Source organism: Rhodococcus sp. MPR-R1B (assembly GCF_058793255.1).
Genome location: NZ_JBXAFO010000006.1, coordinates 87,821 through 111,186 on the forward strand (window position 1 = coordinate 87,821; position 23,366 = coordinate 111,186).

Here is a 23,366-nt window from a genome sequence, read left to right on the forward strand (position 1 = left end):
TCAGTAGTGTCTGCACAGCGCGGTAAGCCACGATCCCCCGGCGGAAGTCCGGGGGGTCGTGGTTCCCGTCGTGGGGACACACCGTCGCGGGCGCGTCGGGACAGTGCCCGACGCGCACGCGTGTCGGAACCTTCGGTAGATCCGGAAGCAGTCGATTCCGCTGTGACAGACCCCGCGCAACCGGGGGTCTCCGCCGAGAAAGCGTCGGCGCGAGGGTCGAAGTCGGCCCGGGGGAAGAGCGGAACCAACAAGTTCTGGTCTCGGCTTCCGAAGTCGGACAACACCATTTTCGGCTTGTCCACCAGTCGGGCAGTTGTGCTCGCGATGGTTGTGCTCATGCTGGCGCTGACACTGGCAGTGCCGCTCCGTACTTACATCAGCCAGCGTTCGGATGCCGCGCAGGTGGCGGCCGAACGTCAGGTACTCGAGGAAGAACTGCGAAAGCTGCAAGGGCAGAACGCGCGCTTCGACGACCCTGCGTACATCGAAGCTCTTGCACGAGAACGCCTTCGGTACGTCAAACCGGGCGAGACCCCGTTCCAGGTTCAGCTTCCCGGTGACTACAAGGAACCCGAGAAGAAGCAGGAAAAGGAAACACCGCTCACAGGTCCGTGGTATCGCGATCTGTGGCAAACGATTTCGGAACCGCCAGTGGTTCCCGAGACGACGACACCGGCCCCGATGCCGTTGGCGCCGATAGAGCCAGAAGAACAAGGAGTACCCACCGGGTGAGCAACACGTCCGAAAATTCCCCACAGGTTTCACAAGCGGATCTCGACGCCGTTGCCGCTCAATTGGGCCGTGAGCCACGCGGAGTGATCGAGATCGCGTACCGCAGCCCGGACGGTCAGCCGGGCGTGGTCAAGACCGCCCCCAAACTTCCGGACGGAACACCGTTCCCGACGTTGTACTACCTCACGGACCCGCGACTGACTGCCGAAGCGAGCCGTCAGGAATCCGCCGGCGTCATGCGTGAAATGACCGAACGCCTGACCCAGGATCCGGAACTTGCCGCGGCCTATCGACGGGCATACGAGTCGTACCTTGCCGAGCGGGACGCGATCGAATCTCTGGGAACCGACTTTGCCGGCGGTGGGATGCCGGATCGTGTCAAGTGCCTGCACGTGCTGATGGCACATTCGCTTGCCAAGGGACCCGGCGTCAATCCGCTCGGCGACGAGTCCGTCGCGTTGGCCGGTCACGGAAAGCTGCGCGGCACTGCAATTCCCGCGGACTGGCCTGGCATCGACGATGCCGACAACACCGACCGGTGACTCGCCGTGTCGCCGCAGTCGATTGCGGTACCAACTCCATTCGACTGCTGATCGCCGACGTCGGCGCCGACGGTCGTCTGGTGGATGTCCGGCGCGAGATGCGCGTCGTGCGACTCGGTCAAGGTGTTGATGCGACAGGGGCATTCGCGCCCGAGGCCATCGAACGCACCCGGGTCGCGCTGGTCGAGTACGCGTCGATGATCGCCGATGCCGGAGCAACCGCCGTTCGCATGGTCGCCACCTCGGCTACTCGCGACGCTGCGAATCGGGAAGACTTCTTCACGATGACGCGGGACGTGCTCGGCGCGGTGATTCCCGGATCCGGAGCAGAGGTCATCACCGGCGACGAAGAGGCGCGCCTCTCGTTCAGCGGTGCTGTGGGAGAACTCGATCCGTCCGAGGGCCCCTTCGTGGTGGTCGATCTCGGCGGCGGATCCACCGAAGTTGTCCTCGGCGACACGTCGGGCGTCCAGGCTGCGTACTCCACCGACATCGGCTGTGTGCGCGTCACGGAGCGGTGCTTACCGTCGGATCCGCCTACAGCAGAGCAGGTTTCCGAGGCGACGGCTTTCGCGACCGCGAAACTTGCCGAGGCGTTCGAGGCCGTACCCGTCGAGAAGGCGCACACGTGGGTGGGTGTCGCTGGAACCATGACGACGCTGGCCGCGATCGCGCAGGAACTTCCGGAGTACGACGCCGAGAAGGTGCACCTGTCGAGGATTTCGTTCAATCAACTGTTCGACGTGTGCGAGCGTCTCATTGCTATGCCTCGGGTTGATCGTGCTGCCTTCGGCCCGATGCATCCGGGGCGGGTGGACGTCATCGGCGGCGGAGCGATCATCACCACGGTGCTGGCTCAAGCGTTCGAAGCCAAAGCCGGGATCGCCGAACTGGTTGTCAGCGAACACGACATACTCGACGGCATCGCGATGTCGGTAGCTCAGACCGACCCGATAGTCTGATCCTTGCCGCACCCGACCCGTCGGGTGCGGCAAGGCCCCCATAGCCCAATTGGCAGAGGCAACGGACTTAAAATCCGTCAAGTGTCGGTTCGAGTCCGACTGGGGGCACCACGTAGATCCTCCTGCACATTGAATCGAAAAACCCCGCTCGTCCTCTTCGGGCGGGCGGGGCTTTCCGTGGAGCAGCGACTGACCACCAAGTGGCTACTGAGCCCAGACGGTCGTCCCTGCAGGAGCATTCAGCGTGTTGACGAGATCGATGCCGGCTACGACAGCCGCGCCGCCGCCGCCGAGGATCGTTCCGGCGACACCGCCGATTCCGGCGCCTGTTGCGAGGCCACCCAGGCACAGTGCCGCGGCGACGGGGAGTCCGACGATGGTCAAGCCCAGCGGAGCGCCGACAGCGCAACCGATTCCGGCGCCGACGATGGTGCCGAGCAGGCTGCCGACCTGAGTGCCGAGGCCGAGTTGGCTCTGGAAGTGCGCAATCGCCCGATCATTCTCCTCGGGCGAGGCGACGGGCGTCCATTCCTTTGCCGCAGGCGCACTCTCGGGTCGAGGTGTTGCCTTCGCCGAATCGGTGATCGGTGTCAGCGTGAGGGTCTTACCGTCTTCACTGATCGTGCGATCGAAGGGGAACTGTAGATCCCCGAGGTTGTATGCGAGAGGCAGGGAAACAAGGTCGGCTCCCTTGCTGTCCTGCAAGACGACGGACTTGCCGTCGCCGGACACCTTGAACAACCCGGCGTCGATGGTGGTGACGATCGACTTGTCGACGACCTTCGCTTCGTAATTCACGTCGGTCGACGGATCAGCTGATGCGATCCCTGCTGATGCTCCGACTGCAGCGACCGCTAGAGCAGTCACAGCCGTCTTCTTGAAGAAACCCATAGTTCAACCCCGTGCTCGCCTGCGTGTGCTCGCAGAAACTCGACAACTTCGGACATTGGTAAACCCCCGACAAAGCCTTCGTATTAAAGCAGACCGAAGTGACGGAAGGGATAGTTGCGCTCGGGCCGACCGGAAGCGGCCGGTGTAATCGATTGTGCAGCGTGCAGTACCAAGTTGTCGAACATGTGTGCGAAAATGTGGAGATGCGGTTGACCGAGCAATCCCCGGACTGCTGCCCCAACGGACACCGGCTCACGGCGAACACATGCCTTGTCGGTTGGGAGGTCTGCGGGTGTGCCTCGACGGAGAATGGCGGACACAGGACCCATTACTGCAGGCGATGTGGTGAAACTGTCCGGACGCCGGAGTGTGTCGGCGTGGATCCGCAGAAAAGTCGGTGGAGTTGAAGTGCTGTTACGTTGTGTTTCAAAGAGATTCGCGAGAGCCTCACCCGGCGGATCGGTGCCGGGTGAGGCTTGTGGATCAGGTAGGCGGGGCGACGGGTGCGTCGCTGCTTCCTCCCGAGCTCCCGCTCGACGAGCCGGTGCCGAACAGTAGGCCGAAGAAGCCGGAGATTGCGCCGAAGAAATCGAACATGGGCGAGCCTTTCGCGAGGACGAATGCGGTCACGACAAGTGGCCGACTTGTGGTGGTGTTCAGAGAAGTTCCGTCGACATTGACGGCAAAGGCGTCGGACGAAGGCCGACTGCCGGATGAAATGTACGATTCGCCCCGGTTTGATACAAGTCTTTCCCGAGTAACAGTTACTTGAGGCTTAAATTATCGGGGGTGCCTGCCTGATCTGGGGTGCCTGCCTGATCTGGGGTGCCCTGCCTGCTTGGGTGGGGCAACCAGGCAGGGCAGTGGTTGGCCGTCCCTCTCAATACCGACCTACGGCGAACCATCGGCGTTGAAACTACCCACAGTTCGTGACGTGCGCCACTTACGTACCGGTACCTTCGTTAGCCGAGGTCGGACGTTGCGGCGAAGGCGGTCGTCGACGTCCCCGCGGGGACGTGGTTCATCGAGAAATCGCGGTCCCGATCAGGGTTGACGACGCTTGCCAACAGGAGCATGGCGGCGACAAAGAGAACTCCTGCGGCGAGGTAGGCGATTCTCACGGGCAGGCGCGGGCGTCGATCTGAATTCGTGGACATTCACGTTCTCCATCGGTGCATGTTGGACGAACGCCTAGTTTAACGATCAACTAATGAAAGGGTGCGAACAGTGACGCAAGATACGAAAAGGCCCTCGATCTCGGGGGAAATCGAGGGCCTTTCCGGTCGAACGTCGGCGCCGCCAAGCACATAGCGTCACCGACCCACTATCGGTGTCGAGCGTGACCCCTCATGTCCGACCCCACTTCTCGACACTATCCAGTAACTTGCGACATTGTGGATGATTCGGACATTGTCATTCGGATGGGGGAGATCCCGTCCGCAGCCCCTACTTTCGTCCGGCAGCCCATTTCATTCCCCAGTTGTAGGCCCGATCGAGATCTGACTGACTGCCGTTGATGTACTGCACTTCGCGCGTCACCGTCACGCCTTGACCTGAACTCTGGATGAGAGCGATCGCGCACAGTCGCTCCTGGTTGCTGGCGGAGTCGAGTCGCACTTCCACCTCCGGCCCGTTGGTGGGATACAAGGTGACGACGCCGTCCACCGCCGCCCAGTTGGGAGCGCCGTCGTAGATCATCGCGAAGATCAGGATTCGCCGGAAAGCGCTTGGGTCACCAAGATTGACGTGCATGTTCTCGCCGCCGGTGTTCGCACCACTGCGGTCGTCGCCGTCGAGGGAGATGTAGGGCGGAGAAGTCAGTGAACCGAAACTGTTACCCAAGGCCTGAACTACTCCCTTGGACCCGTCGGCAAGTTCGTAGAGGCATCCGAGGTCCAGGTCGACCGCACCAGAGCCTGCGCCGGCGAGCTTGGCGAGAAAACCGGTCTTCTTCGGTGGTGCCCCCTGTGACCAGTTGAGGTTCACGCGCATATTGCCTTGTCGTTCACCCGCCTTCGCGAGGTTGACCGTCGGTGCCGATTTGGTGAGCGTGATCTTGCTCAGGCTGACCGGTGCTTGCGACGGAGTGGACTCGCCGGAACGTCGGGTGTAGTCGATTGCCATCGTGATAGTCCTTGTCTGAACTCGAATGAGTCCGATCGTGTTACCCGTCGAGGAATCTCCACCGACGTGATCGGCGATCTCCGGCCATTGTCCCTCATGTCTGATTTCAACCCATGGGCATCAAACTTGCGGCGCCAACTTGCGGCAGACCAGCAGTTTGCTGATTACTGTGTCTGTGGGCAGACGCGACTCCGAAATAGGGTGGACGCACTGGTTGACACGGCAACGTCCAATTACGGAAGAATTGCTGAGTCGGACGTCCGATTCAATTGCGTCGTGGGAGCGGGAGGTAAGTGATGCCAGTCCTGTCGCTTCTGCAACCCCGCCAGAGAGAAAGACTGACGCCCGCCCAACGTGATGACGTAACTCGTGAGCAGATAGCCGTCACCTTCGGCGTGCTGCCATGGGCCGCTGCCGTCCACCTCGTCGTCACACTCGGGCTGACGTTGTATGTAATTCCCCCGGACGGCGGACCGCTGCCGCGTGTGTGGCCCTTGCTGTCCGGCGTGATCGGGTTGGTGGGGATGTGCGTGGGTCTCGCCATTCATTTCAACCTGATCACACCCACGTACCGGATGTCCTACGCGTTTCTCATCGTCGAATTTGCTGTAGTCGGGATCCTGTATTCCTCGCTCGCCCTGGTCCTGTACCCGATCCTGGACGATTCCGGCGATCTGATCCTGATAGCGGTCACCACATCGATCACCGGTGCCGGAGCCGTGGCCACCGCGATGTTGCGAGTGGTGGGGGTCACCTGGGTCCTGTCCAATCTGATAATCCTCGGGGTGGCATTCTGGCTTCAGCCGGGACCCGAGTTCGAACGAATTCTCATTGGAATGATCGCCTATGGCGCGGCTCTGATCGGCGGCACGATAGTGGTCTCGGGCAACCTGGAATCTCGCTATCGAGCTGAATTGAGCGCCGCGTCGGAACGATCGGTCGTGCAGATGCTTCTCGAAGACTTCGAAGGCAACGCCGGGGACTTCGTGTGGGAGACGGACCAGAAAGGCAAGTTCAACCGAATCCCGACGCGGCTCGCGGTCGAAGCGGGGCTGGACTCCACCGAGTTGCAGGGAACGGCGTGGCAGGACCTGTTCATGGAGTTGGGCACCCTACGGATCCCCGGCGGGATCGATGCGCTCATGGAGTTGCAGCAGGCCCGCCACACGAAGACCGCATTCGTCGACGTGCTCGTTCCGGTCCGAGTTCACGGTGATATTCGGTGGTGGCAGATCTCCGGACGCCCGCGCCCCGGCCGTACACCCGACGAGTTCGTCTGGCGAGGAGTCGGTTCCGACGTCACGGAAGTAAAACTGCAGAGTGACGAGATCGTGCGGATGGGTCGTGTGGACGCACTCACCGGTATGCCGAACCGGCACAGCTTCTGGACCGAGCTCGAGCGACTGCTGCGCGAGCCGTACACAAGCGAAAGTGGTCTCGCGTTGGCCATGCTCGACCTCGACAACTTCAAGTCGGTCAACGACACACTGGGACACACCGTTGGCGACGCGGTTCTGCGAGAGGTCGCGGATCGCCTGTCCGAAGCCGGCGGGGTGTCACAGTTGTTCGCACGTCTGGGGGGAGACGAGTTCGCGGTTCTTTTCACCGATGTGGGTGACAGCTCACAAGTTCGTACTCTGCTCGGCCGCTACATCGAAACTCTGCACGAGCCGATCACAGTGGCTGGTACGCGGTTGGAGATCGGATGCAGCATCGGGTACTACCTCCCCGACGAGCTGCCGTCCTCCGCCGACGAGATGATGGGCGCTGCGGACCTGGCTTTGTTCGCGGCAAAGGAATCCGGGCGCGGGGCCGTACGTGAATATCGAGACTCGATGAAGTCCGTGGCCGATCGGCGGGCCCGCCTGCTCGAAGATCTGGGAAACACTGTCGCGGAGAAGGACCTCGAACTCGAGCTGTTGCCCAGGATCGACGTGGTTTCCCGCGAGATCGTGGCCGTGGAAGTCCGCGTGATCTGGCACAACGCCCGCCTCGGTGCCGTTACGTCCGCCGAATTCATGAGCGTCGCAGACGACACCGGTTTGGCGTACTCACTGGGGACTACCGTCTTCGAGTTGGCCTGCGAGGCGGCGTCCCGCCTTCCTGATCACCTGCGGGTAGCCGTCGCGGTATCGACGCGTCAGCTCGAATCGGATTCCTTTGTCGTCGCGATAGGGGACTCGCTTCGACGATCAGGTGTCAGTGCACATCAGCTCGAGCTCCAACTCAACGAATCATCGGCGATCACCGACGAGTCCAAGTTTGCGTTGCACGCCATCGCGGACATGGGAATCGCGCTGACCGTGGACGAGTTCGGCGCCGGATTCTCCTCGCTCGCATCACTGTCCGGCCTTCCGTTCACCCGAGTCCGGATAGAGCGCTCCATTTCGGGTGCAGTGCCTGGTGGACGGTCGATCCTCGAAGCTGTCGTGGATCTGGTCGACGCGTTGGGAATGGAGGTCGTCGTCTCGGGAGTCGACGGTGAGGAAGACTTGAAGTCCGTGGCCGCTGCAAGGGTGAGGACTGTTCAGGGATACATCGCCGGCGGAGCCATGTCGGTCGACGCGGTCGCAGCGGCGGTAGCAGGCCGACGTGGGTGACCCGGCAGTACTCCGTAGGCGTCGCGTCGGGACGTCGGTGCGCAAACTCGGTCGCAGCGGCACGGAACAACACCTCTCGGATTACGATCGCCGTCGCCTACTCGATCGACGACTGCGGTTCACCGCGCGCGTACTGCCGTGGTCGTTTCTGACCGCGGCGGTTGCCTTGTCAGCGATCGTGGTGCTTCTGCCGGTGGATGCCGGATGGTTCACCTTCGCCTGGTCGAGCGTCATGCTGTTGTCGAGCGCTGGATTCAGTGTGTATTGGCTCCGGCGCTCGCGTCTCGGCGTCTCCGAGTCCCAGACCACCGAACTGGTGGTACTCACAGTCGAAATCATTGTCTGGGGAGTGCTCCTGGCGTGCTTGGCTCTCGTTCTCTTCCCGATGCTCGATCCTCGTGACGAGTTGGTACTGAGCTCGACCTTGATCGGTGGGATCGCGGTCGGCGTGTTTCCCACCATGATGTTTCGCGGAATCACTGTGGTCTGGATCAGCCTGGTGGGAGTCGGGTTGGCCGGGGCGTTCTGGACGGAACCGGGCACATCGCGTTTCGTGCTGATCGGGGTGCTGGTCGTCTTTGTAGGTTCGCTCTACAGCGGAACTTTGCTGTTGGCCAAACTTTTCGAGAGACGGCTACGCGCCGAACTCATAGCCGAGGACGAACGAGATCTCGTCGAGTTGTTGCTCAACGATCTCGAAGACGGAGCACAGGATTGGCTCTGGGAGACCGATTCGCGCGGTATCGCCAGTACCGTGTCGTATCGATTCGCCGAGCAGGTCGGTTTGCCGGCAGCACAGATTCGGGGCCGCACAATGCACGAGATCCTGATCGGGATCGGCGCGTCCCGAACAGATGTGGGCAGGAAGTCCCTTGATCTCCTCGCCGCGAATTTTCAAGCCGGGACGGCGTTTCGGGACCTCACCATGCAGGTCGTCGTTCGGGGCGATACTCGCTGGTGGTCGATGTCAGGTCACCCGGGCAGTGGCGATGGGGCGACCTACGGGTGGCGCGGTGTCGGATCCGATATCACGCACTCGTATCACCAGCGCCAGAACATCTTGCGATTGGCAGAGATCGATTCGTTGACCGGGCTCAGAAATCGGTACAGCTTCAACGCTCAACTGTCTTCGCGGATTCGGGACGGACACAGGGTGTGGCTGGCAATTCTGGATCTGGACAACTTCAAGTCGATCAACGACCGGTTGGGACACCACATCGGAGACGACGTGCTTCGCGATGTTGCCGGCAGACTGCACAGCGTTCTGCGATCGAACGAGATCTGTGGCCGACTGGGGGGTGACGAGTTCGCCATCGCCTTCGACGACGTAGCCTTCGACGACATCGGGAGTGCAGATGAGGTGGAGAAGAGATTCCAAACGATTCTCGACTCATTCGAACGACCATTTTCACTGGTCGGCAACCAGATTCGCATTCGTGCCAGTCTGGGGTACGGCTCGATGCCCGACGACGCCGACAGCCTCGAAGACCTGGTGATTGTCGCGGACCTCGCGCTTTACCACGCAAAGGAGAGCGGTCGGAACCAGATTCGCGCCTTCGATGCGACTTTGCGGGATCGTGCGACGGGTAGGGCCAGGGCATTGTTGGATCTTCGTCGTGCGTTGATCGACGAAGAGTTCGAGTTGGTTTATCAGCCACAGGTCTCGGCCGCGACGGGAGTTGTCGTCGGGTTCGAGGCTCTGCTGCGGTGGAACCATCCGACTTCAGGTCTCGTCTCGCCGGGAGACTTCATTTCGGTCGCCGAGGAAACCGGCTTGATCGTGCCGATCGGTGCAGGTGTTCTGAGGGCTGCCTGCACGGCGGCGACAACGTGGCCGGAGGACATTCGGGTTGCCGTCAATGTTTCTCAGGTGCAACTGCGTTCGAGTCGATACGTCGACTCGGTACGCCGGACACTGATCGAGGTGAACCTCCACCCCAGCCGACTCGAGATCGAGGTGACCGAATCGTTGGTCATCGACGACGCCGACCGAGATGTGTTGGTACAGCTCTCGGCGCTCGGCATCGCCATTGCGATGGACGACTTCGGCACCGGGTTCTCCTCGGTTGCCAGCTTGGCCCGGCTGCCGCTCGATCGGTTGAAGATCGATCGGGCGTTCGTCGCACCGCTGGACGCGGATCCCTCGAATTCGAGGTTCGCTGTCTTGCGAGCCGTCATCGCGATTGCCAAGTCTCTGGGGCTGGACACCGTCGCCGAGGGCGTGGAGACGGAGAGGCAGCGCGCGATAGTGACCGAGTGCGGATGTGACGTGATCCAGGGGTACCTCGAGGGAATGCCGATACGGGCAGCCGAGATTCCGCACTATTTGAATGGGCGACTCGGCGGTTCGAGCAGGTGGGGTGTCGCGGCTACCACTGAGTGAGAACTTTGCGCCCGTTTTGCCGTTCGATGTGTGACGGTACGCCGAAGTGCTTCACATCGAACTGCAGAAGGGTGTCTTCGTGGTGGTCGGATCGGCGTACTCCCCAGGGCCGATGTTGGTGGGTAAGAAGGCAGTGGTCACAGGCGGTTCCCAGGGAATCGGCGCAGCGATTGTTCGAGCATTTGCATCGCATGGCGCGTCAGTTCTGGTTGTCGACGTGGCTCCTCTTGGCGACGTCGAATTCGACTGGGCTGCAGGTGGTTCGATCAACTATCTCGAGTACGACGTGCGGACGCGGGAAGTCCCCGCCGCGTTGACCGAGTTCGCCCCGGACGTCCTTGTGAACAATGTGGGTCATTTCCTGAACCCGCCGACAGAGTTCACCGGTACGGATCCCGGTTTTTGGTCCGAGGCCGGCAGCATCAATTTCGATCACGTCGTGCGTCTGACCCATGCCCTGCTTCCCGGCTTGATCGACCGCGGTTTGGGTGGATCGATCGTGAACCTGACGACGGTGGAGGCGCATCGAGCGATCCCGGGCCACACGATGTACTCGGCATACAAGGCCGCGCTGACACAGTTCACCAGGAGCCTTGGTGTGGAGATCGGTCGAACCGGAGTGCGCGTCAACGCCATTGCCCCGGATCTGATCGAGTCGGTACAGGTGCCGTATCGCACGATCGTTCCCGCCGACGACTGGGACAAGTGGCCGGGGTGGGCACCGTTGGGCGGACCGGGCCAGCCGGTCGACATTGCCGGCCCCGCACTGTTCCTGGCTTCCGACCTGGCGAGATACATCACCGGAACCGTGATCCACGTCGACGGCGGCTCGCACGCTGCCGGAGGCTGGTTCCCCACAGAAGAGGGTGGCTGGACCAACCGGCCCCGAAAGGCTTGACACATGACAACTTTCAGTCTGAACGTTCCCAACTTCGGCACCACTCTCGCGGAGGACTCCTACGCGAAACTCGTGCAGGTCTGTCAGAACGCGGAAGCTGCCGGCTTCGACCGGGTCCTCGTCACCGATCACGTGGTGATGGGCTCGGACAACTCGGCGTACACGTGGTCGGCGTTCCCCACCGAGCCCGACGCCAACTGGCTCGAGCCGCTGACCGTCCTGGCTTTTGTTGCCGGACAGACGAAGACAATTCGCTTGGGGACCGGAATCGTCATCGCGGCGCTGCGCGGGGGAGCGGTACTGGCCAAGACGGCCGCGACACTCGATCTGCTCTCCGGGGGCCGACTCGACCTGGGCGTCGGAACAGGTTGGCAGGAACGTGAATACGAGGCGGCAGGTATGGACTTCGGTAAAAGGGGACCACTGCTCGACGACGCTCTCGCAGTGTGCCGGGCCCTGTGGAGTTCGGCGCCGGCGAGCATCGACACCCCTCGTCTGAAGTTCGACGACGTGTACTGCGCGCCCCGTCCGGCCGCTGGAATCCCGATCTGGGTGTCCGGTTCGCTCTCCAAGGCCGTTGTACGACGCGTCGCAACCTGGGGTGACGGGTGGATTCCGATCATGGGTGCCGCGGACGACGACCTACGTGAAGGGATCGACGTCATCGGCAAAGCGATGGCGGATCTCGGACGCGATCCAGCGGAATTGCAGGTCCGTGGGCGACTGACCGTCGTACGCGGGTCCGACGGTTCGATCGACCTCCCGGCGACGATGATCGGCGCCGAGCAGCTGCTCGAATCCGGTGCCACCGATGTGCTGGTTGCGCTGGCGGCAGTAGATCCGGATCCGGATGCGGCGATGGCAGAGTTCGGCGAGCTGGTGGCGGCCTTCGCAAAGGTGACCCGCTGACGATTGCGTCGAGGCGGTAGTTCTATCGTGCGAAGTGTTGTAGTGCAGCCTGATCGAGGAGAGAACACATGACCGAGAGCATCGTCGTGGATACGAGCCTGGAAGCGTTGCTCGACGCCCGGATCAGCTGCCGCGCCTACGAGGACCGTCAGGTGCCACGTGAGGTGATCGAGGAGATCCTTCGGCTGGCGCAGAAGACGCCGTCGTGGTGCAACACGCAACCGTGGCAGGTCGCGATCACCGAAGGGGAGGGCACCGAGCGATTCCGCGCCGGCCTCGGTGAGTACGTGATGGCCAACGCCCAGGAGTCGGACTTCGAGTTCCCGCGCGCGTACCAGGGCATCTACAAGTCGCGTCGGTTCGACTGCGCGATGGCGCTGTATTCGAGCGTCGGAATCGAGCACGGTGACCGCGCCGGATCCGCGGCACAGACGATGAAGAATTTCGAGCTCTTCGGCGCTCCCCACGTCGCGATCATCACCACCGACGAGGCATTGGGCACCTACGGCGCAGTCGACTGCGGGTTGTACGTGAACAGCTTCCTGCTCGCGGCCCAGAGTCTGGGGGTCGCCACCATTCCGCAGGCGGCGCTCGCGGGCAGCTCCAAGTTCATTCACGAGCATTTCGGTATCGACGACACTCGCAAGGTTGTCTGCGCGATCTCGTTCGGATACCCCGACGCCGACCACCCGGTGAACGGATTCCGCACCGAACGCGAAATCGTCGACAACGTCGTGCAGTGGATGTCGAACTGACAGGGATGTCGAACTGATCACCTGCTGGTCGGGGGATTGAGTGTTGCGTAGTTCCACCTGAAAGACTGGTGGCATGTCCGACACACCCGAACTGTTCGATCGTCTGCGCCGATTCCCCGATGTCGAGGCACCCAATCTCTTTGCCGTCGATGCGGCTGATCGTCTGATCCTCGACGAGGCCGCCGACGCTCTCGCCGCGGCACCGGCGGGCACCGTCGTCGTGATCGGCGATCATTACGGTGCGCTGACTGCCGGTGTTGCGCTCGTGCACGGAATCGCCGCCGTGCGCGTTCACCAGGATCCGCTCACCGGAGAGCTGGCCCTCGCGAACAATGCGCGCGAACTCGGATTCAGTGACGCCTTCACCTCGCACGGACTGGACGAGGAGTTGCTCAGCGGCGCCCGCGTCGTGCTCATGCAATTGCCGCGTAGCCTCGCCGAACTTGCCGAGATCGCCCAGCTGATCGCGCTTCACGCCGACCCGGCGGTTCGTGTCTTCGCCGGTGGGCGTGACAAGCACATCACCCCAGCGATGAACAAGGTTCTCGGCGAATCGTTTTCCGACGTCAGCGCCTCGCGTGGGCGTCAGAAGTCCCGCGTACTCAAGGCTTCGGAACCGAAGCCCGATGTTGCTATCACGTTCCCGGTGACCGAACGCCTCGACGAATTCGACCTCGACGTCGTTGCTCACGGCGCAGTGTTTGCCGGTGCGAGCCTGGACATCGGCACCCGGTTGCTCCTGGAGAACCTCGGAAAGATTGCGGTCGATCCGCTGAGCGACGTGATCGATCTGGGTTGTGGCAGCGGCATTCTCGCGGCGGCGATCGCGCGGAAGTTCCCGGACGTGCACGTGATCGCAACGGATCAGTCCTCGGCAGCCGTCGCTTCGGCTCTGGCGACCGCGTCCGCAAATGGCGTCGGCGATCGAGTGAGCGGCCTGCGCGACGACGCCGTGAGTTCGTTGCCCAGTGCGAGCGCGGATCTGGTTCTGTTGAACCCGCCGTTCCACGTCGGCGCGGCGGTCCACACCGGCGGAGCACTCAAGATGTTCGAAGCTGCCGGCCGTGTCCTGCGTCCCGGTGGCGAGTTGTGGACTGTTCACAACGCGCATCTGGGGTATCGCGAACCGTTGAAAGCCGCGGTGGGTCCGAGCGAGGCGATGGCGAAGAACGCGAAGTTCATCGTGATGAAGTCGGTCAAACCGTCCTAGTATCGAAAAGGGACGAGTGTCGAAGAGTGTTGATCTTCCGGAAATGCGCCGGGAACTACAACCGAAGCTTCGACGTTGTAAATTACGAGTGCTTTACTTTTAGTCAGGTACACGGACCGTGTCGGAAACTCGGATCCGTCCGGCGAACCCGCGACGCACCCGTCGTAGGCCACCACGATGAAGGGATGATCACGGTGCGCACCACCAGCAACCCGGTGTTCCGCAATCTGCCCAAGCAAGAGGGCAACGGATACGCCTCGTTCGGATCTGCGACGGCGGGCGCCTCGCAGGCAACCCAGCAGTTCGGTCAGCCGCAGTACGCTCCGGCCGAGCCGTACCAGACCGGTCCCACCTCGCGGGCCATGACGATCGACGACGTCGTCACCAAGACGGGCATCACGCTCGGTGTGCTGACGATCTCGGCACTGGTGTCGTACTTCCTGGTCAACAACAACGCCGACCTCGCAGCCCCGCTGGTCATCGGCGGCGGTCTCGTCGGCCTCGTTCTGGTTCTGGTCGCTACGTTCGGCCGCAAGATGGACAACCCGGCAATCGTGTTGGCGTACGCCGTCGCCGAGGGTCTGTTCCTCGGTGCGCTGTCGTTCATGTTCACTGATATTCAATTCGGTGGCGTCGGCGGATCCGCACTGATCGCGCAAGCAGTCCTCGGAACGTTCGGCGTGTTCTTCGGCATGCTGGTCGTCTACAAGACCGGTGCGATCCGGGTGACACCGCGTCTGACGCGAATGATCATCGGCGCATTGATCGGCGTTGTCGTTCTGGCCCTCGGTAACCTCGTCGCGAGCTTCTTCGTCGACGGCGGGCTGGGATTGCGTGACGGCGGAACGCTCGCCATCATCTTCAGCCTCGTCTGCATCGGCATCGCAGCCTTCAGCTTCCTGCTCGACTTCGACGCCGCTGATCAGCTGATCCGCGCACAGGCGCCCGAGAAGGCAGCCTGGGGCGTCGCATTCGGCCTCACCGTCACCTTGGTCTGGCTGTACGTCGAGATCCTGCGTCTGCTGAGCTACTTCAACAACGACTAGTTCTCGAGTCGATCCGTAACACGAAGAAGGGCCCCGCGCGGGGCCCTTCTTTTGTCGTCTGTGGGCGGTTACGGTGCTTGGATGCCTAGCAACTGCTTGGTTTGGAACGAAGGGGAGCGAATGTCGACAAACACCTCTGAACCCATCCTGGTCGCGGATGCCGGAGCAGTGCGAACGCTGACCTTCAATAATCCGAGTCGCCTGAACGCATTTGATGCAGCCGGTTTTCGAGCGTTCACCAAAGCGCTCGACGACGCGGCGTCGGGCGAAGCCGTGGCCGTGGTGATCGTCGAGGGCGCAGGCAAGGCATTTTCCAGTGGCGTCGACCTACGCGCACTCGCCGAACCAGGCGCAGACAACGCCGACTTCGGCCACGCATTCGCGCCGCTGATCGTCGCGCTGGTGGAGTTCCCGAAGCCATTGATCGCCGCGGTACACGGCGCTGCCGTCGGCATCGGCCTGACCATGCTGCTTTACTGCGACGTCGTCTACGTTGCCGAGGACGCACGTCTGCGGGCACCGTTCACTTCGCTGGGTACCGCTCCCGAAGCTGCCAGTAGTTGGTTGCTGCCCAAGGTGATCGGAACGCAGCGAGCCGCCGAGCTGATCCTGTCGGCCCGGTGGCTCAGCGGCGTCGAAGCGGCCGACTACGGACTGGCGAACGTGGCCGTACCGGCCGAAGAGGTTCACATCCGTGCTCGGGAGAGCGCCGAGCAGATTGCCGCCAACGTCGGACTGGCAGTTCTTGCCGCCAAACGACTGCTCCGTCACGGATGGGCGGACGAAGCTCGCGCTGCCGTGCAGCGTGAGGACGACGCTGCGCGAGAGTTGATTCGCGAGTTGGGGAGTTTTGCTCGGAAGTTCACGACTACCTGAAACCCGACCACACGAAAGCGGGGGGCCCGCTTTCGACGTGCTCAGGGGATCAGCTGAGGCGCTCGATCACCATTGCCATGCCCTGTCCGCCGCCGACACACATGGTCTCGACGCCGAAGGTCTTGTCCTGCTCCTGCAGGTTGTTGATCAGGGTGTTGGTGATACGGGCACCGGTCATACCGAAGGGGTGACCCAGCGCGATCGCGCCACCGGAGATGTTGAGCTTGTCCTCTTCGATGCCCAGTTCGCGAGCGGATCCGAGGACCTGCACTGCGAATGCCTCGTTGATCTCGAACAGGTCGATGTCGGAGATCGACTTGCCGGCGATCTTCAGGGCGTTCTTGACGGCCTGGATCGGGCCGAGGCCCATGATCTCGGGGGACAGGCCCGAGACGCCGGTGGAGACGATGCGAGCGAGCGGGGTCAGGCCGAGTGCCTTTGCCTTGGTGTCGGACATGATCACCAGTGCGGCTGCGCCGTCGTTGAGCGGGCAGGCATTGCCGGCGGTGACGGTGCCATCGGGGCGGAAGACGGGCTTGAGGCCGCTGATGCCCTCGTAGGTGGTGCCGGCGCGGGGGCCGTCGTCCTTGGAGACGACGGTGCCGTCGGCGAGCGTGACGGGCGTGATCTCACGCTCGAAGAAGCCGCGCGCGATGGCTTCCTCGGCGCGGTTCTGGCTGCGAACTGCCCAGCGGTCTTGGTCTTCGCGGGTGATGCCGGTGGCCGAAGCGACGTTCTCGGCGGTCTGGCCCATGCCCAGGTACACGTCGGGGATCAGGCCCTCTTCGCGAGGATCGGTCCAGGCGACTCCACCTTCGGCGAGCTTGGCGCTACGGGCCTGCGCTGCGTCGAAGAGCGGATTCTTGGTGTTGGGGAGGCCGTCGGCGTTGCCGGTGATGAAGCTGGAGACGGACTCGACGCCGGCGGAGATGAAGACGTCGCCCTCGCCTGCGCGGATGGCGTGCAGCGCCATGCGGGTGGTCTGCAGCGAGGAGGAACAGTAACGGTTGACCGTGACACCGGGGAGGAAGTCGTAGCCGAGCTGGACGGCGACGACGCGGGCGATGTTGAAGCCCGACTGACCGGCGGGCTGGCCGCAACCGAGCATGAGGTCGTCGATCTCGGTGGGGTCGAGCTCGGGGATCTTTGCCAACGCGGCGGCAACCATCTGAGTTGCGAGGTCATCCGGGCGGATGTCCTTGAGCGAACCCTTCATTGCGCGGCCGATGGGCGACCGTACTGCTGAGACGATTACTGCCTCGGGCATGAAAACTCCTTTTGTGTACTGCTCGAGGGCGGCTTGAAACGCCGTCGAGCAGGGCAAGTTGAATGCAGCTTCGACTTACAATTTACGTTGCCGCTCCCAGATGGTGGTCACGCAGTCTCACTCAGTTGACGTCGGGGCGCTGACCTGCAGGTTTGGTGCGTCTCGCGAAGGCTTTCCACTGGGTTGCCGCCGCCGTCAGTCGGGCCGCGACGGTGCGGGCTTGCGCCGCCTCCGAGACGTGGGGGAGTTCGGGTAGCGGGCCACCCTGCCATTCACCCAGAGCCGACGCGAGAACCGGGACGATCTGCTTCGCCGCGAGTTCGTATCCGGCCGCGGACGGATGGAAACGGTCGGCCGAGAACATCGTGTCGGGCGAGGCCAGGAATTCCTTGGCCAGCAGGTCGGCCAGTGGAACGGGATGACCCCCGGCGTTTCTGGTCGCGGCCGCCTGGGCGAGTGCGAGGCGATGGCCCCATTCGCGCACCACGGAGCGCAGAGGTTGCGGGATCGCCGTGACCACCCCCAGATCCGGGCAGGTGCCGACAACAACGACGGCGCCGCTCTCGCGTAAGCGTCGAACCGCGTCGCCGAGGCGTTTAGCCGACGCGTGAATCGCGTTCTTGGCGGTGACGTCGTTGGCGCCGATCAGGATCACCGCAGCGTCCGGGGGAGGACCGGCGACGAACATGGCGTCGACCTGCCCACTCAACCCGCGGGAGGTGGCGCCCCCGATGGCCTTGGTGCTCAAACGGATTCGCTTCCCGGTTTCACTCGCAAGCAGCTTCGCGACCTGAACACCCGGAACTTCCGAGGCCGTCAGCGCGCCCACGCCGGCCGCAGACGAATCGCCGAAGATCATCAAGTGGAGATCGAAGGGCACGGCCCGCCACCAGAGTTCCGGGTTGTCGGCGCCGGGCGCGTACACCCCGTCCGCCTCGGGTGGCTTGGCGATATTGCGACCGATCACCCCGCGGGCCGCCCCCGCCTGCGACATCAGATAGTTGTAGCCCAACCAGGAGAGCGTGCCTGCACTCGATCCGGCCACCACCGTGGCCACCGACGCTTTCAGTCCGGTTCGACTCACACTTGCCAATCTAGCCGGATTGCACCACCTTCGCCCGACGTCCGCGCGCACCGTTTTCTTTCATCTGGGAACATGGACGAATGCGCATCGCGGAACACGTCGTCGACCTCATCGGCAACACCCCACTCGTCAAGCTCACGTCCGTCACGGGCGAAAACTTCGGCACGGTGGCAGCCAAGGTCGAATACCTCAACCCTGGCGGTAGCTCCAAGGACCGCATCGCCGTCAAGATGATCGACGCAGCCGAGGCTTCGGGTGAACTGAAGCCGGGCGGCACCATCGTCGAGCCGACCTCGGGCAACACCGGAATCGGCTTGGCGCTCGTGGCGCAAAAGCGTGGATACAAGTGCGTTTTCGTCTGCCCAGACAAGGTCAGCGAAGACAAGCGCAACGTCCTGCGCGCCTACGGCGCCGAGGTGGTCGTGTGCCCCACGGCCGTCGCGCCGGACAACCCGAACAGCTACTACAGCGTCTCCGACCGTCTCACCCGTGAGATCCCCGGCGCCTGGAAGCCCAACCAGTACTCCAACCCGGGCGGACCGGAGAGCCACTACGAGACCACCGGCCCCGAGATCTGGGCCGACACCGACGGCAAGATCACGCACTTCGTCGCGGGCGTCGGCACCGGCGGCACCATCACCGGCACCGGCCGCTACCTCAAGGAAGTTTCGGGCGGCAAGGTCAAGGTCATCGGCGCAGACCCCGAGGGCTCCGTCTACTCCGGCGGCACCGGTCGTCCGTATCTGGTCGAAGGCGTCGGCGAAGACTTCTGGCCGTCGGCATACGACCCGTCCATCCCGGACGAGATCATCGCCGTCTCGGATGCCGATTCCTTCGAGATGACGCGTCGCCTCGCCCGCGAGGAGGGACTGCTGGTCGGCGGTTCCTGCGGTATGGCCGTCGTCGCTGCCCTCGAAGTAGCCAAGCGTGAGGGCCCCGACGCCCTGATCGTCGTTCTCCTCCCGGACGGTGGCCGCGGCTACCTGTCCAAGATCTTCAACGATCAGTGGATGGCGTCGTACGGATTCCTGCGCACCCCACTCGACGGCAAGACCAACGTCCCCACCGTCGGCGACGTTCTGCGTGGCAAGTCGGGCGAGCTGCCGGACCTCGTTCACACCCACCCGTCGGAGACCCTGCGCGATGCGATCGAGATCCTGCGCGAGTACGGCGTGTCCCAGATGCCCGTCGTGGGTGCGGAACCGCCGGTCATGGCGGGCGAGGTCGCCGGAAGTGTGTCCGAGCGGGATCTGCTGAGCGCGGTCTTCGAAGGCCGTGCGCACCTTGCGGATTCCGTCGAGAAGCACATGAGCAAGCCGTTCCCGCTCATCGGTTCCGGCGAGCCGGTCTCGGCTGCCACGAAGGCGCTCGGTGACACCGACGCACTCATGGTCGTCGACGACGGCAAGCCGGTCGGTGTCATCACGCGCCACGATCTCCTGGGTTTCCTGAGTTCGGATTCCTGAGTTCGGATTCCTGCGCCGGCACCGGCGCCATTAGGCTGGGGACCATGAGTGAGCAACGCAGCAAGGCCGACAACATCAGCTGGCAGGGTTTCTCCACGAAAGCGGTGCATGCGGGTTACGAACCCGATCCGCTGACCGGTGCGGTCAACGTGCCGATCTACGCGAGTTCCACCTTCGCCCAGGACGGCGTCGGTGGAATGCGCAGTGGCTTCGAGTACGCGCGAACGGGTAACCCCACCCGTCGCCCACTCGAGGCGAACCTCGCCGCGCTCGAATCCGGAACCTACGGCCGAGCGTTCAGTTCGGGAATGGCGGCCACCGACTGCCTGCTCCGTTCGGTACTTCGACCCGGCGATCACCTGGTCATCCCCGACGACGCGTACGGCGGAACCTTCCGTCTCATCGACAAGGTGTTCACGCAGTGGGGGATCGAGTACACCCCGGCTCCGGTGTCCGACGTCGATGCGGTGCGCGCGGCGATGAAGTCCAACACCAAGCTGGTCTGGGTCGAGACGCCCACGAACCCGCTGCTCAATATCGGTGACATCGAGCTCCTTGCCGAGGTCGCCCACGAGGGCAACGCAAAGATCGTGGTGGACAACACCTTCGCCTCGCCGTACCTGCAGCAGCCGCTGCAGCTCGGTGCCGACATCGCGCTGCACTCCACGACCAAGTACATCGGCGGACACTCCGACGTGGTCGGTGGCGCTCTCGTCTGCAACGACGAAGAACTGGACACCGCGTTTGCCTTCCTGCAGAACGGATCCGGCGGCGTTCCCGGCCCGTTCGACGCGTTCCTGACGTTGCGCGGAATCAAGACACTGGCGCTGCGCATGGAGCGTCACAGCGACAACGCGGAGAAGGTCGTCGAATTGCTCGACGGTCACCCCGCGGTTGCCAGCGTCATCTATCCGGGACTGGCTTCGCATCCGTCGCACAAGGTCGCGGCCAAGCAGATGCGACGCTTCGGCGGCATGATCTCCGTCCGCCTCAAGGGCGGCAAGGCGGCGGCTCTCGACCTGTGCTCGCGCACCGAGATCTTCACGCTGGCAGAATCTCTCGGCGGAGTCGAATCCCTCATCGAATTCCCCGGTGCGATGACCCACGCCTCGACGGCCGGTTCCGCTCTCGAGGTTCCCGACGATCTGGTTCGCCTGTCGGTCGGCATCGAAGACGCCTCCGATCTGGTCGGCGACATCGAGCAAGCGCTGTCCTGATCTTCGCTCTACAGTAATTCGACTTCGAATCTGCAGTGCGCCTTCACACCTCACGAGGGTGTGGAGGCGCACTTTCTGGAGGCATGCGTGAATCTCGAACAGATAAAGGCTGCACAGCAACTGCTCGCCCCGGTCATGCGACGCACCCCGGTCGTAGCCTCGCGAGTGTTGTCCGAAACCACCGGCTTCGCCGTGAGCTTGAAATGTGAAAATCTGCAGCGCACCGGCTCTTTCAAACCGCGCGGTGCGTACAATCGCATTGCCAATCTTTCCGCAGAGGAACGGGCAGCGGGCGTGGTGGCGGCCAGTGCCGGTAACCATGCGCAGGGAGTTGCCTGGTCTGCAACAGAATTGGGAATCAAGTCGACCGTCTTCATGCCGACGGGTGCGCCGCTGCCGAAGTTGGTGGCCACCAAGGCATATGGAGCTCAGGTCCACCTGCACGGTTCGACTGTCGACGAAGCGCTCGTGGCCGCTCGCGAATTCGCGGACCGAACCGGAGCAGTTCTGGTCCACCCCTTCGACCACGAGGACGTCGTGGCGGGGCAGGGGACTGTGGGGCTCGAAATCCTCGAGCAACTGCCTGAGGTCGGCACGATCCTCGTCCCCACCGGCGGCGGCGGGTTGATCGCCGGAGTGGCCGCAGCAGTCAAAGCTGTACGCCCGCAGGTCCGCATCGTCGGAGTGCAGGCCGAGACCGCGGCTGCCTGGCCGGCGTCGTTGGCAGCCGGGAAGCCGACCGCCTTGGCGTCGATGTCCACGATGGCAGACGGTATCGCCGTTGGCTGCCCGGGCGAGGTTCCGTTCGCCGAAGTTGCCGCCCATGTCGACGCCGTGGTGACGGTCAGCGAGGAAGCGCTGTCCAAAGCGCTCCTGCTGTGCCTCGAACGCGCCAAGCTCATCGTCGAACCGGCCGGCGTCGCGGCCGTCGCGGCCTTGATGACCTGTACTCCGGAGGAGCTGGGACTGACAGGGCCGGTGTGCGCCGTGCTTTCCGGCGGCAACATCGATCCGCTACTTCTCACGCACGTCATCTCGCACGGTCTGCGAGCGGCCGGACGGTTCCTCGGCGTTCACATCACCATCGACGATCGGCCGGGCGCACTGGTCTCGTTGCTCGAAGTGGTTCGAGCGAACGGCGCCAGCGTGGTCGATGTCATCCATTCCCGTACCGGTGGCGAACTTGCACTCGACGAAGTGGAAGTCTTCCTCACCGTCGAGACGCGTGGTCCGGACAACAAGGCGGAACTTCTGACGGCCTTCGACCGCGCCGGTTACGCAGTACGACTGCAGAACTGAGGCGAGTTACTCGTCAGGCCAGCCGCCCAGAACCGTCACGCGATACTCCTGGTCGACCAGCCTGGCGGGTACGTCGAGTTGATGTAGCCAGTCGATGGCCGAACCGCCCATGCCGACCGCAACCCGACTGAATGCGGCGGCCTGGGCGCAGGAAGATGCAATCACCGACACCGTGCGCCACATCGGCGTCGCCGTCGATTCGCGGTGCAGTGGCTTGACGGTGCTGGCCGTGGCGATCCCGCAGTCGGAAGGAAGTGCTACCTGGCAGGTCGGGTCGCCGGGCAGGTCTTGCACCTGAATCTGCCAGCCGTCTTCCGGCGCCGGGCCGGCAACCGCGATGTCCCCGCCGAGGCCGACCAGCACGCCACACCCGAGAAGAGTCGCAGTGGACGCGGCACAGTGGTCCGCTGAACTGGCGCGGGCCGTCGCGGACAGATCGAGAACGACGTCGTCCGGGCTGTACACGCGGTTGTTCTCGACGCGAATCTTCCACCAGGAGTGAGGGTCTGCCGACCCGGCCGTCGGCGTGAGTTTGCCGTCGGTCAGTCGTGCGACAGCCAACGCGTCTTCGAGGAAGTGCGCGAACATCGGGGTCACGGCGACGCCGTCGACGTTGCTCGCGGCGCTGACATAGGTACGAATCTCGGAGTCGGCACGATCTCGATTGGTGGCGGCGTCGGCAGCGGTGAGGTACCCGCGAACCAGGCTGGCCGCGGAGGGAAGGACTTCAGGGTCGGTGACGACGACCCGGGCCTGAACCCCCCACGTGAGCCACTCGGAGGCCGAGCGCGGAGTACTCACGAACCGTTGGAGACGGCGTCCGGGGTTCCGAATCCGGCGACCACGACGGGCCGCTTCGCTACGGGATTCTTGGTGTGAGAAGCCGACGTGTCCGGCGCGAGTGCCGTGGCAGTGGGAGAAGAAACGAGTGAAAGTCCGCCGCTTGCGAGTGCTCCCGCCACAGCCGTGGCTGCGAGGGCGAGGCGAACGGGTCGATACACCGTAGTGCGTCCCCGGGCGGGTCGTGGCCGATCGTCGCTCATGGACTCAGCTTGCACGCCGAACCTGAGAAAAGCCTTGGCGTCTGTAGTCATTTGCGTAACGC

At 63.3% G+C, this 23,366-nt stretch carries 21 protein-coding genes and 1 tRNA gene; 15 read left to right on the top strand and 7 right to left on the bottom strand.

Translation table 11 applies throughout. From position 1 onward, the window contains the following. The first annotated feature begins 6 nt into the window (after positions 1 to 6). The 4 genes from AC1Q61_RS10790 (at position 7) to AC1Q61_RS10805 (ending at position 2,347) form a co-directional block, all read left to right on the top strand. On the top strand, positions 7 to 732 hold the full coding sequence (locus AC1Q61_RS10790; RefSeq protein WP_030536267.1) for an FtsB family cell division protein: 726 nt from the start codon (positions 7 to 9) through the stop codon (positions 730 to 732). Further along, positions 729 to 1,274, top strand: a complete 546-nt coding sequence (locus tag AC1Q61_RS10795) for a DUF501 domain-containing protein (RefSeq protein WP_003946286.1) — start codon at positions 729 to 731, stop codon at positions 1,272 to 1,274. Before AC1Q61_RS10790 ends, AC1Q61_RS10795 begins: the two co-directional genes overlap by 4 nt. Continuing rightward, on the top strand, positions 1,271 to 2,236 hold the full coding sequence (locus AC1Q61_RS10800) for a Ppx/GppA phosphatase family protein (protein WP_073512635.1): 966 nt from the start codon (positions 1,271 to 1,273) through the stop codon (positions 2,234 to 2,236). The genes AC1Q61_RS10795 and AC1Q61_RS10800 overlap by 4 nt, the downstream gene beginning before the upstream one ends. 34 nt (positions 2,237 to 2,270) lie before the next feature. Continuing rightward, a tRNA-Leu gene (locus AC1Q61_RS10805) sits at positions 2,271 to 2,347 on the top strand. Positions 2,348 to 2,440: 93 nt separating this feature from the next. Here AC1Q61_RS10805 and AC1Q61_RS10810 read toward each other — a convergent pair. The 3 genes from AC1Q61_RS10810 to AC1Q61_RS10820 all read right to left on the bottom strand — a co-directional run bounded on the left by AC1Q61_RS10810 (position 2,441) and on the right by AC1Q61_RS10820 (position 5,251). Continuing rightward, a complete protein-coding gene (locus AC1Q61_RS10810) occupies positions 2,441 to 3,127 on the bottom strand; it encodes a DUF8020 domain-containing protein (RefSeq protein ID WP_492650974.1) in 687 nt (228 codons plus the stop codon). Between the two features lie 962 nt (positions 3,128 to 4,089). Next, positions 4,090 to 4,284, bottom strand: a complete 195-nt coding sequence (locus tag AC1Q61_RS10815; RefSeq protein ID WP_007728824.1) for a hypothetical protein — start codon at positions 4,282 to 4,284, stop codon at positions 4,090 to 4,092. Between the two features lie 289 nt (positions 4,285 to 4,573). Further along, positions 4,574 to 5,251, bottom strand: a complete 678-nt coding sequence (locus AC1Q61_RS10820; RefSeq protein WP_007728823.1) for a TerD family protein — start codon at positions 5,249 to 5,251, stop codon at positions 4,574 to 4,576. 296 nt (positions 5,252 to 5,547) lie between these two features. Between AC1Q61_RS10820 and AC1Q61_RS10825 the strand changes: the two genes are divergently transcribed. From AC1Q61_RS10825 to AC1Q61_RS10860, 8 genes are all read left to right on the top strand, one after another. Next, complete coding sequence (locus tag AC1Q61_RS10825; RefSeq protein WP_492650973.1) at positions 5,548 to 7,851, top strand: putative bifunctional diguanylate cyclase/phosphodiesterase; 2,304 nt, start codon at positions 5,548 to 5,550, stop codon at positions 7,849 to 7,851. After that, positions 7,844 to 10,234, top strand: coding sequence for a putative bifunctional diguanylate cyclase/phosphodiesterase (locus AC1Q61_RS10830; RefSeq protein WP_050654543.1), 2,391 nt, complete (start codon positions 7,844 to 7,846; stop codon positions 10,232 to 10,234). Before AC1Q61_RS10825 ends, AC1Q61_RS10830 begins: the two co-directional genes overlap by 8 nt. Positions 10,235 to 10,280: 46 nt before the next feature. Next, entirely contained in the window at positions 10,281 to 11,132 is an 852-nt protein-coding gene (locus tag AC1Q61_RS10835) for an SDR family NAD(P)-dependent oxidoreductase (protein ID WP_051649518.1), read from the top strand. Positions 11,133 to 11,135: 3 nt separating this feature from the next. Then, complete coding sequence (locus tag AC1Q61_RS10840; RefSeq protein WP_003943284.1) at positions 11,136 to 12,041, top strand: TIGR03619 family F420-dependent LLM class oxidoreductase; 906 nt, start codon at positions 11,136 to 11,138, stop codon at positions 12,039 to 12,041. A gap of 68 nt (positions 12,042 to 12,109) precedes the next feature. Beyond that, positions 12,110 to 12,796 (top strand): nitroreductase, encoded by a 687-nt coding sequence (locus AC1Q61_RS10845; RefSeq protein ID WP_042920892.1) that lies wholly within the window; start codon positions 12,110 to 12,112, stop codon positions 12,794 to 12,796. A gap of 73 nt (positions 12,797 to 12,869) precedes the next feature. After that, positions 12,870 to 14,006 (top strand): class I SAM-dependent methyltransferase, encoded by a 1,137-nt coding sequence (locus tag AC1Q61_RS10850; protein WP_007728811.1) that lies wholly within the window; start codon positions 12,870 to 12,872, stop codon positions 14,004 to 14,006. 194 nt (positions 14,007 to 14,200) lie between these two features. Beyond that, positions 14,201 to 15,052 (top strand): Bax inhibitor-1/YccA family protein, encoded by an 852-nt coding sequence (locus AC1Q61_RS10855; protein ID WP_007728810.1) that lies wholly within the window; start codon positions 14,201 to 14,203, stop codon positions 15,050 to 15,052. 120 nt (positions 15,053 to 15,172) lie between these two features. Continuing rightward, entirely contained in the window at positions 15,173 to 15,928 is a 756-nt protein-coding gene (locus AC1Q61_RS10860) for an enoyl-CoA hydratase/isomerase family protein (RefSeq protein ID WP_492650972.1), read from the top strand. Positions 15,929 to 15,977: 49 nt separating this feature from the next. On the opposite strand, the gene AC1Q61_RS10865 is transcribed toward AC1Q61_RS10860, so the two are convergent. Further along, the gene (locus AC1Q61_RS10865; RefSeq protein WP_019744600.1) at positions 15,978 to 17,195 is read right to left on the bottom strand and encodes an acetyl-CoA C-acetyltransferase; all 1,218 of its coding nucleotides are present in this window, start codon (positions 17,193 to 17,195) and stop codon (positions 15,978 to 15,980) included. Between the two features lie 121 nt (positions 17,196 to 17,316). Next, positions 17,317 to 18,288, bottom strand: coding sequence for an SGNH/GDSL hydrolase family protein (locus AC1Q61_RS10870; RefSeq protein ID WP_042448870.1), 972 nt, complete (start codon positions 18,286 to 18,288; stop codon positions 17,317 to 17,319). A 71-nt stretch (positions 18,289 to 18,359) separates the two neighbouring features. On the opposite strand from AC1Q61_RS10870, the gene AC1Q61_RS10875 reads away from it, so the two are divergent. From AC1Q61_RS10875 to ilvA, 3 genes are all read left to right on the top strand, one after another. Next, a complete protein-coding gene (locus AC1Q61_RS10875; RefSeq protein ID WP_003943292.1) occupies positions 18,360 to 19,745 on the top strand; it encodes a cystathionine beta-synthase in 1,386 nt (461 codons plus the stop codon). Between the two features lie 44 nt (positions 19,746 to 19,789). Next, entirely contained in the window at positions 19,790 to 20,962 is a 1,173-nt protein-coding gene (locus AC1Q61_RS10880; protein WP_007728802.1) for a cystathionine gamma-synthase, read from the top strand. A gap of 135 nt (positions 20,963 to 21,097) precedes the next feature. Next, positions 21,098 to 22,261, top strand: coding sequence for a threonine ammonia-lyase (gene ilvA, locus AC1Q61_RS10885; protein WP_223304414.1), 1,164 nt, complete (start codon positions 21,098 to 21,100; stop codon positions 22,259 to 22,261). Between the two features lie 6 nt (positions 22,262 to 22,267). Here ilvA and AC1Q61_RS10890 read toward each other — a convergent pair whose 3' ends face one another. Both AC1Q61_RS10890 and AC1Q61_RS10895 read right to left on the bottom strand, forming a co-directional pair. Continuing rightward, the gene (locus AC1Q61_RS10890; RefSeq protein ID WP_003943281.1) at positions 22,268 to 23,062 is read right to left on the bottom strand and encodes an FAD:protein FMN transferase; all 795 of its coding nucleotides are present in this window, start codon (positions 23,060 to 23,062) and stop codon (positions 22,268 to 22,270) included. After that, the gene (locus AC1Q61_RS10895; protein ID WP_153211881.1) at positions 23,059 to 23,304 is read right to left on the bottom strand and encodes a hypothetical protein; all 246 of its coding nucleotides are present in this window, start codon (positions 23,302 to 23,304) and stop codon (positions 23,059 to 23,061) included. Before AC1Q61_RS10895 ends, AC1Q61_RS10890 begins: the two co-directional genes overlap by 4 nt. Positions 23,305 to 23,366 lie beyond the last annotated feature (62 nt).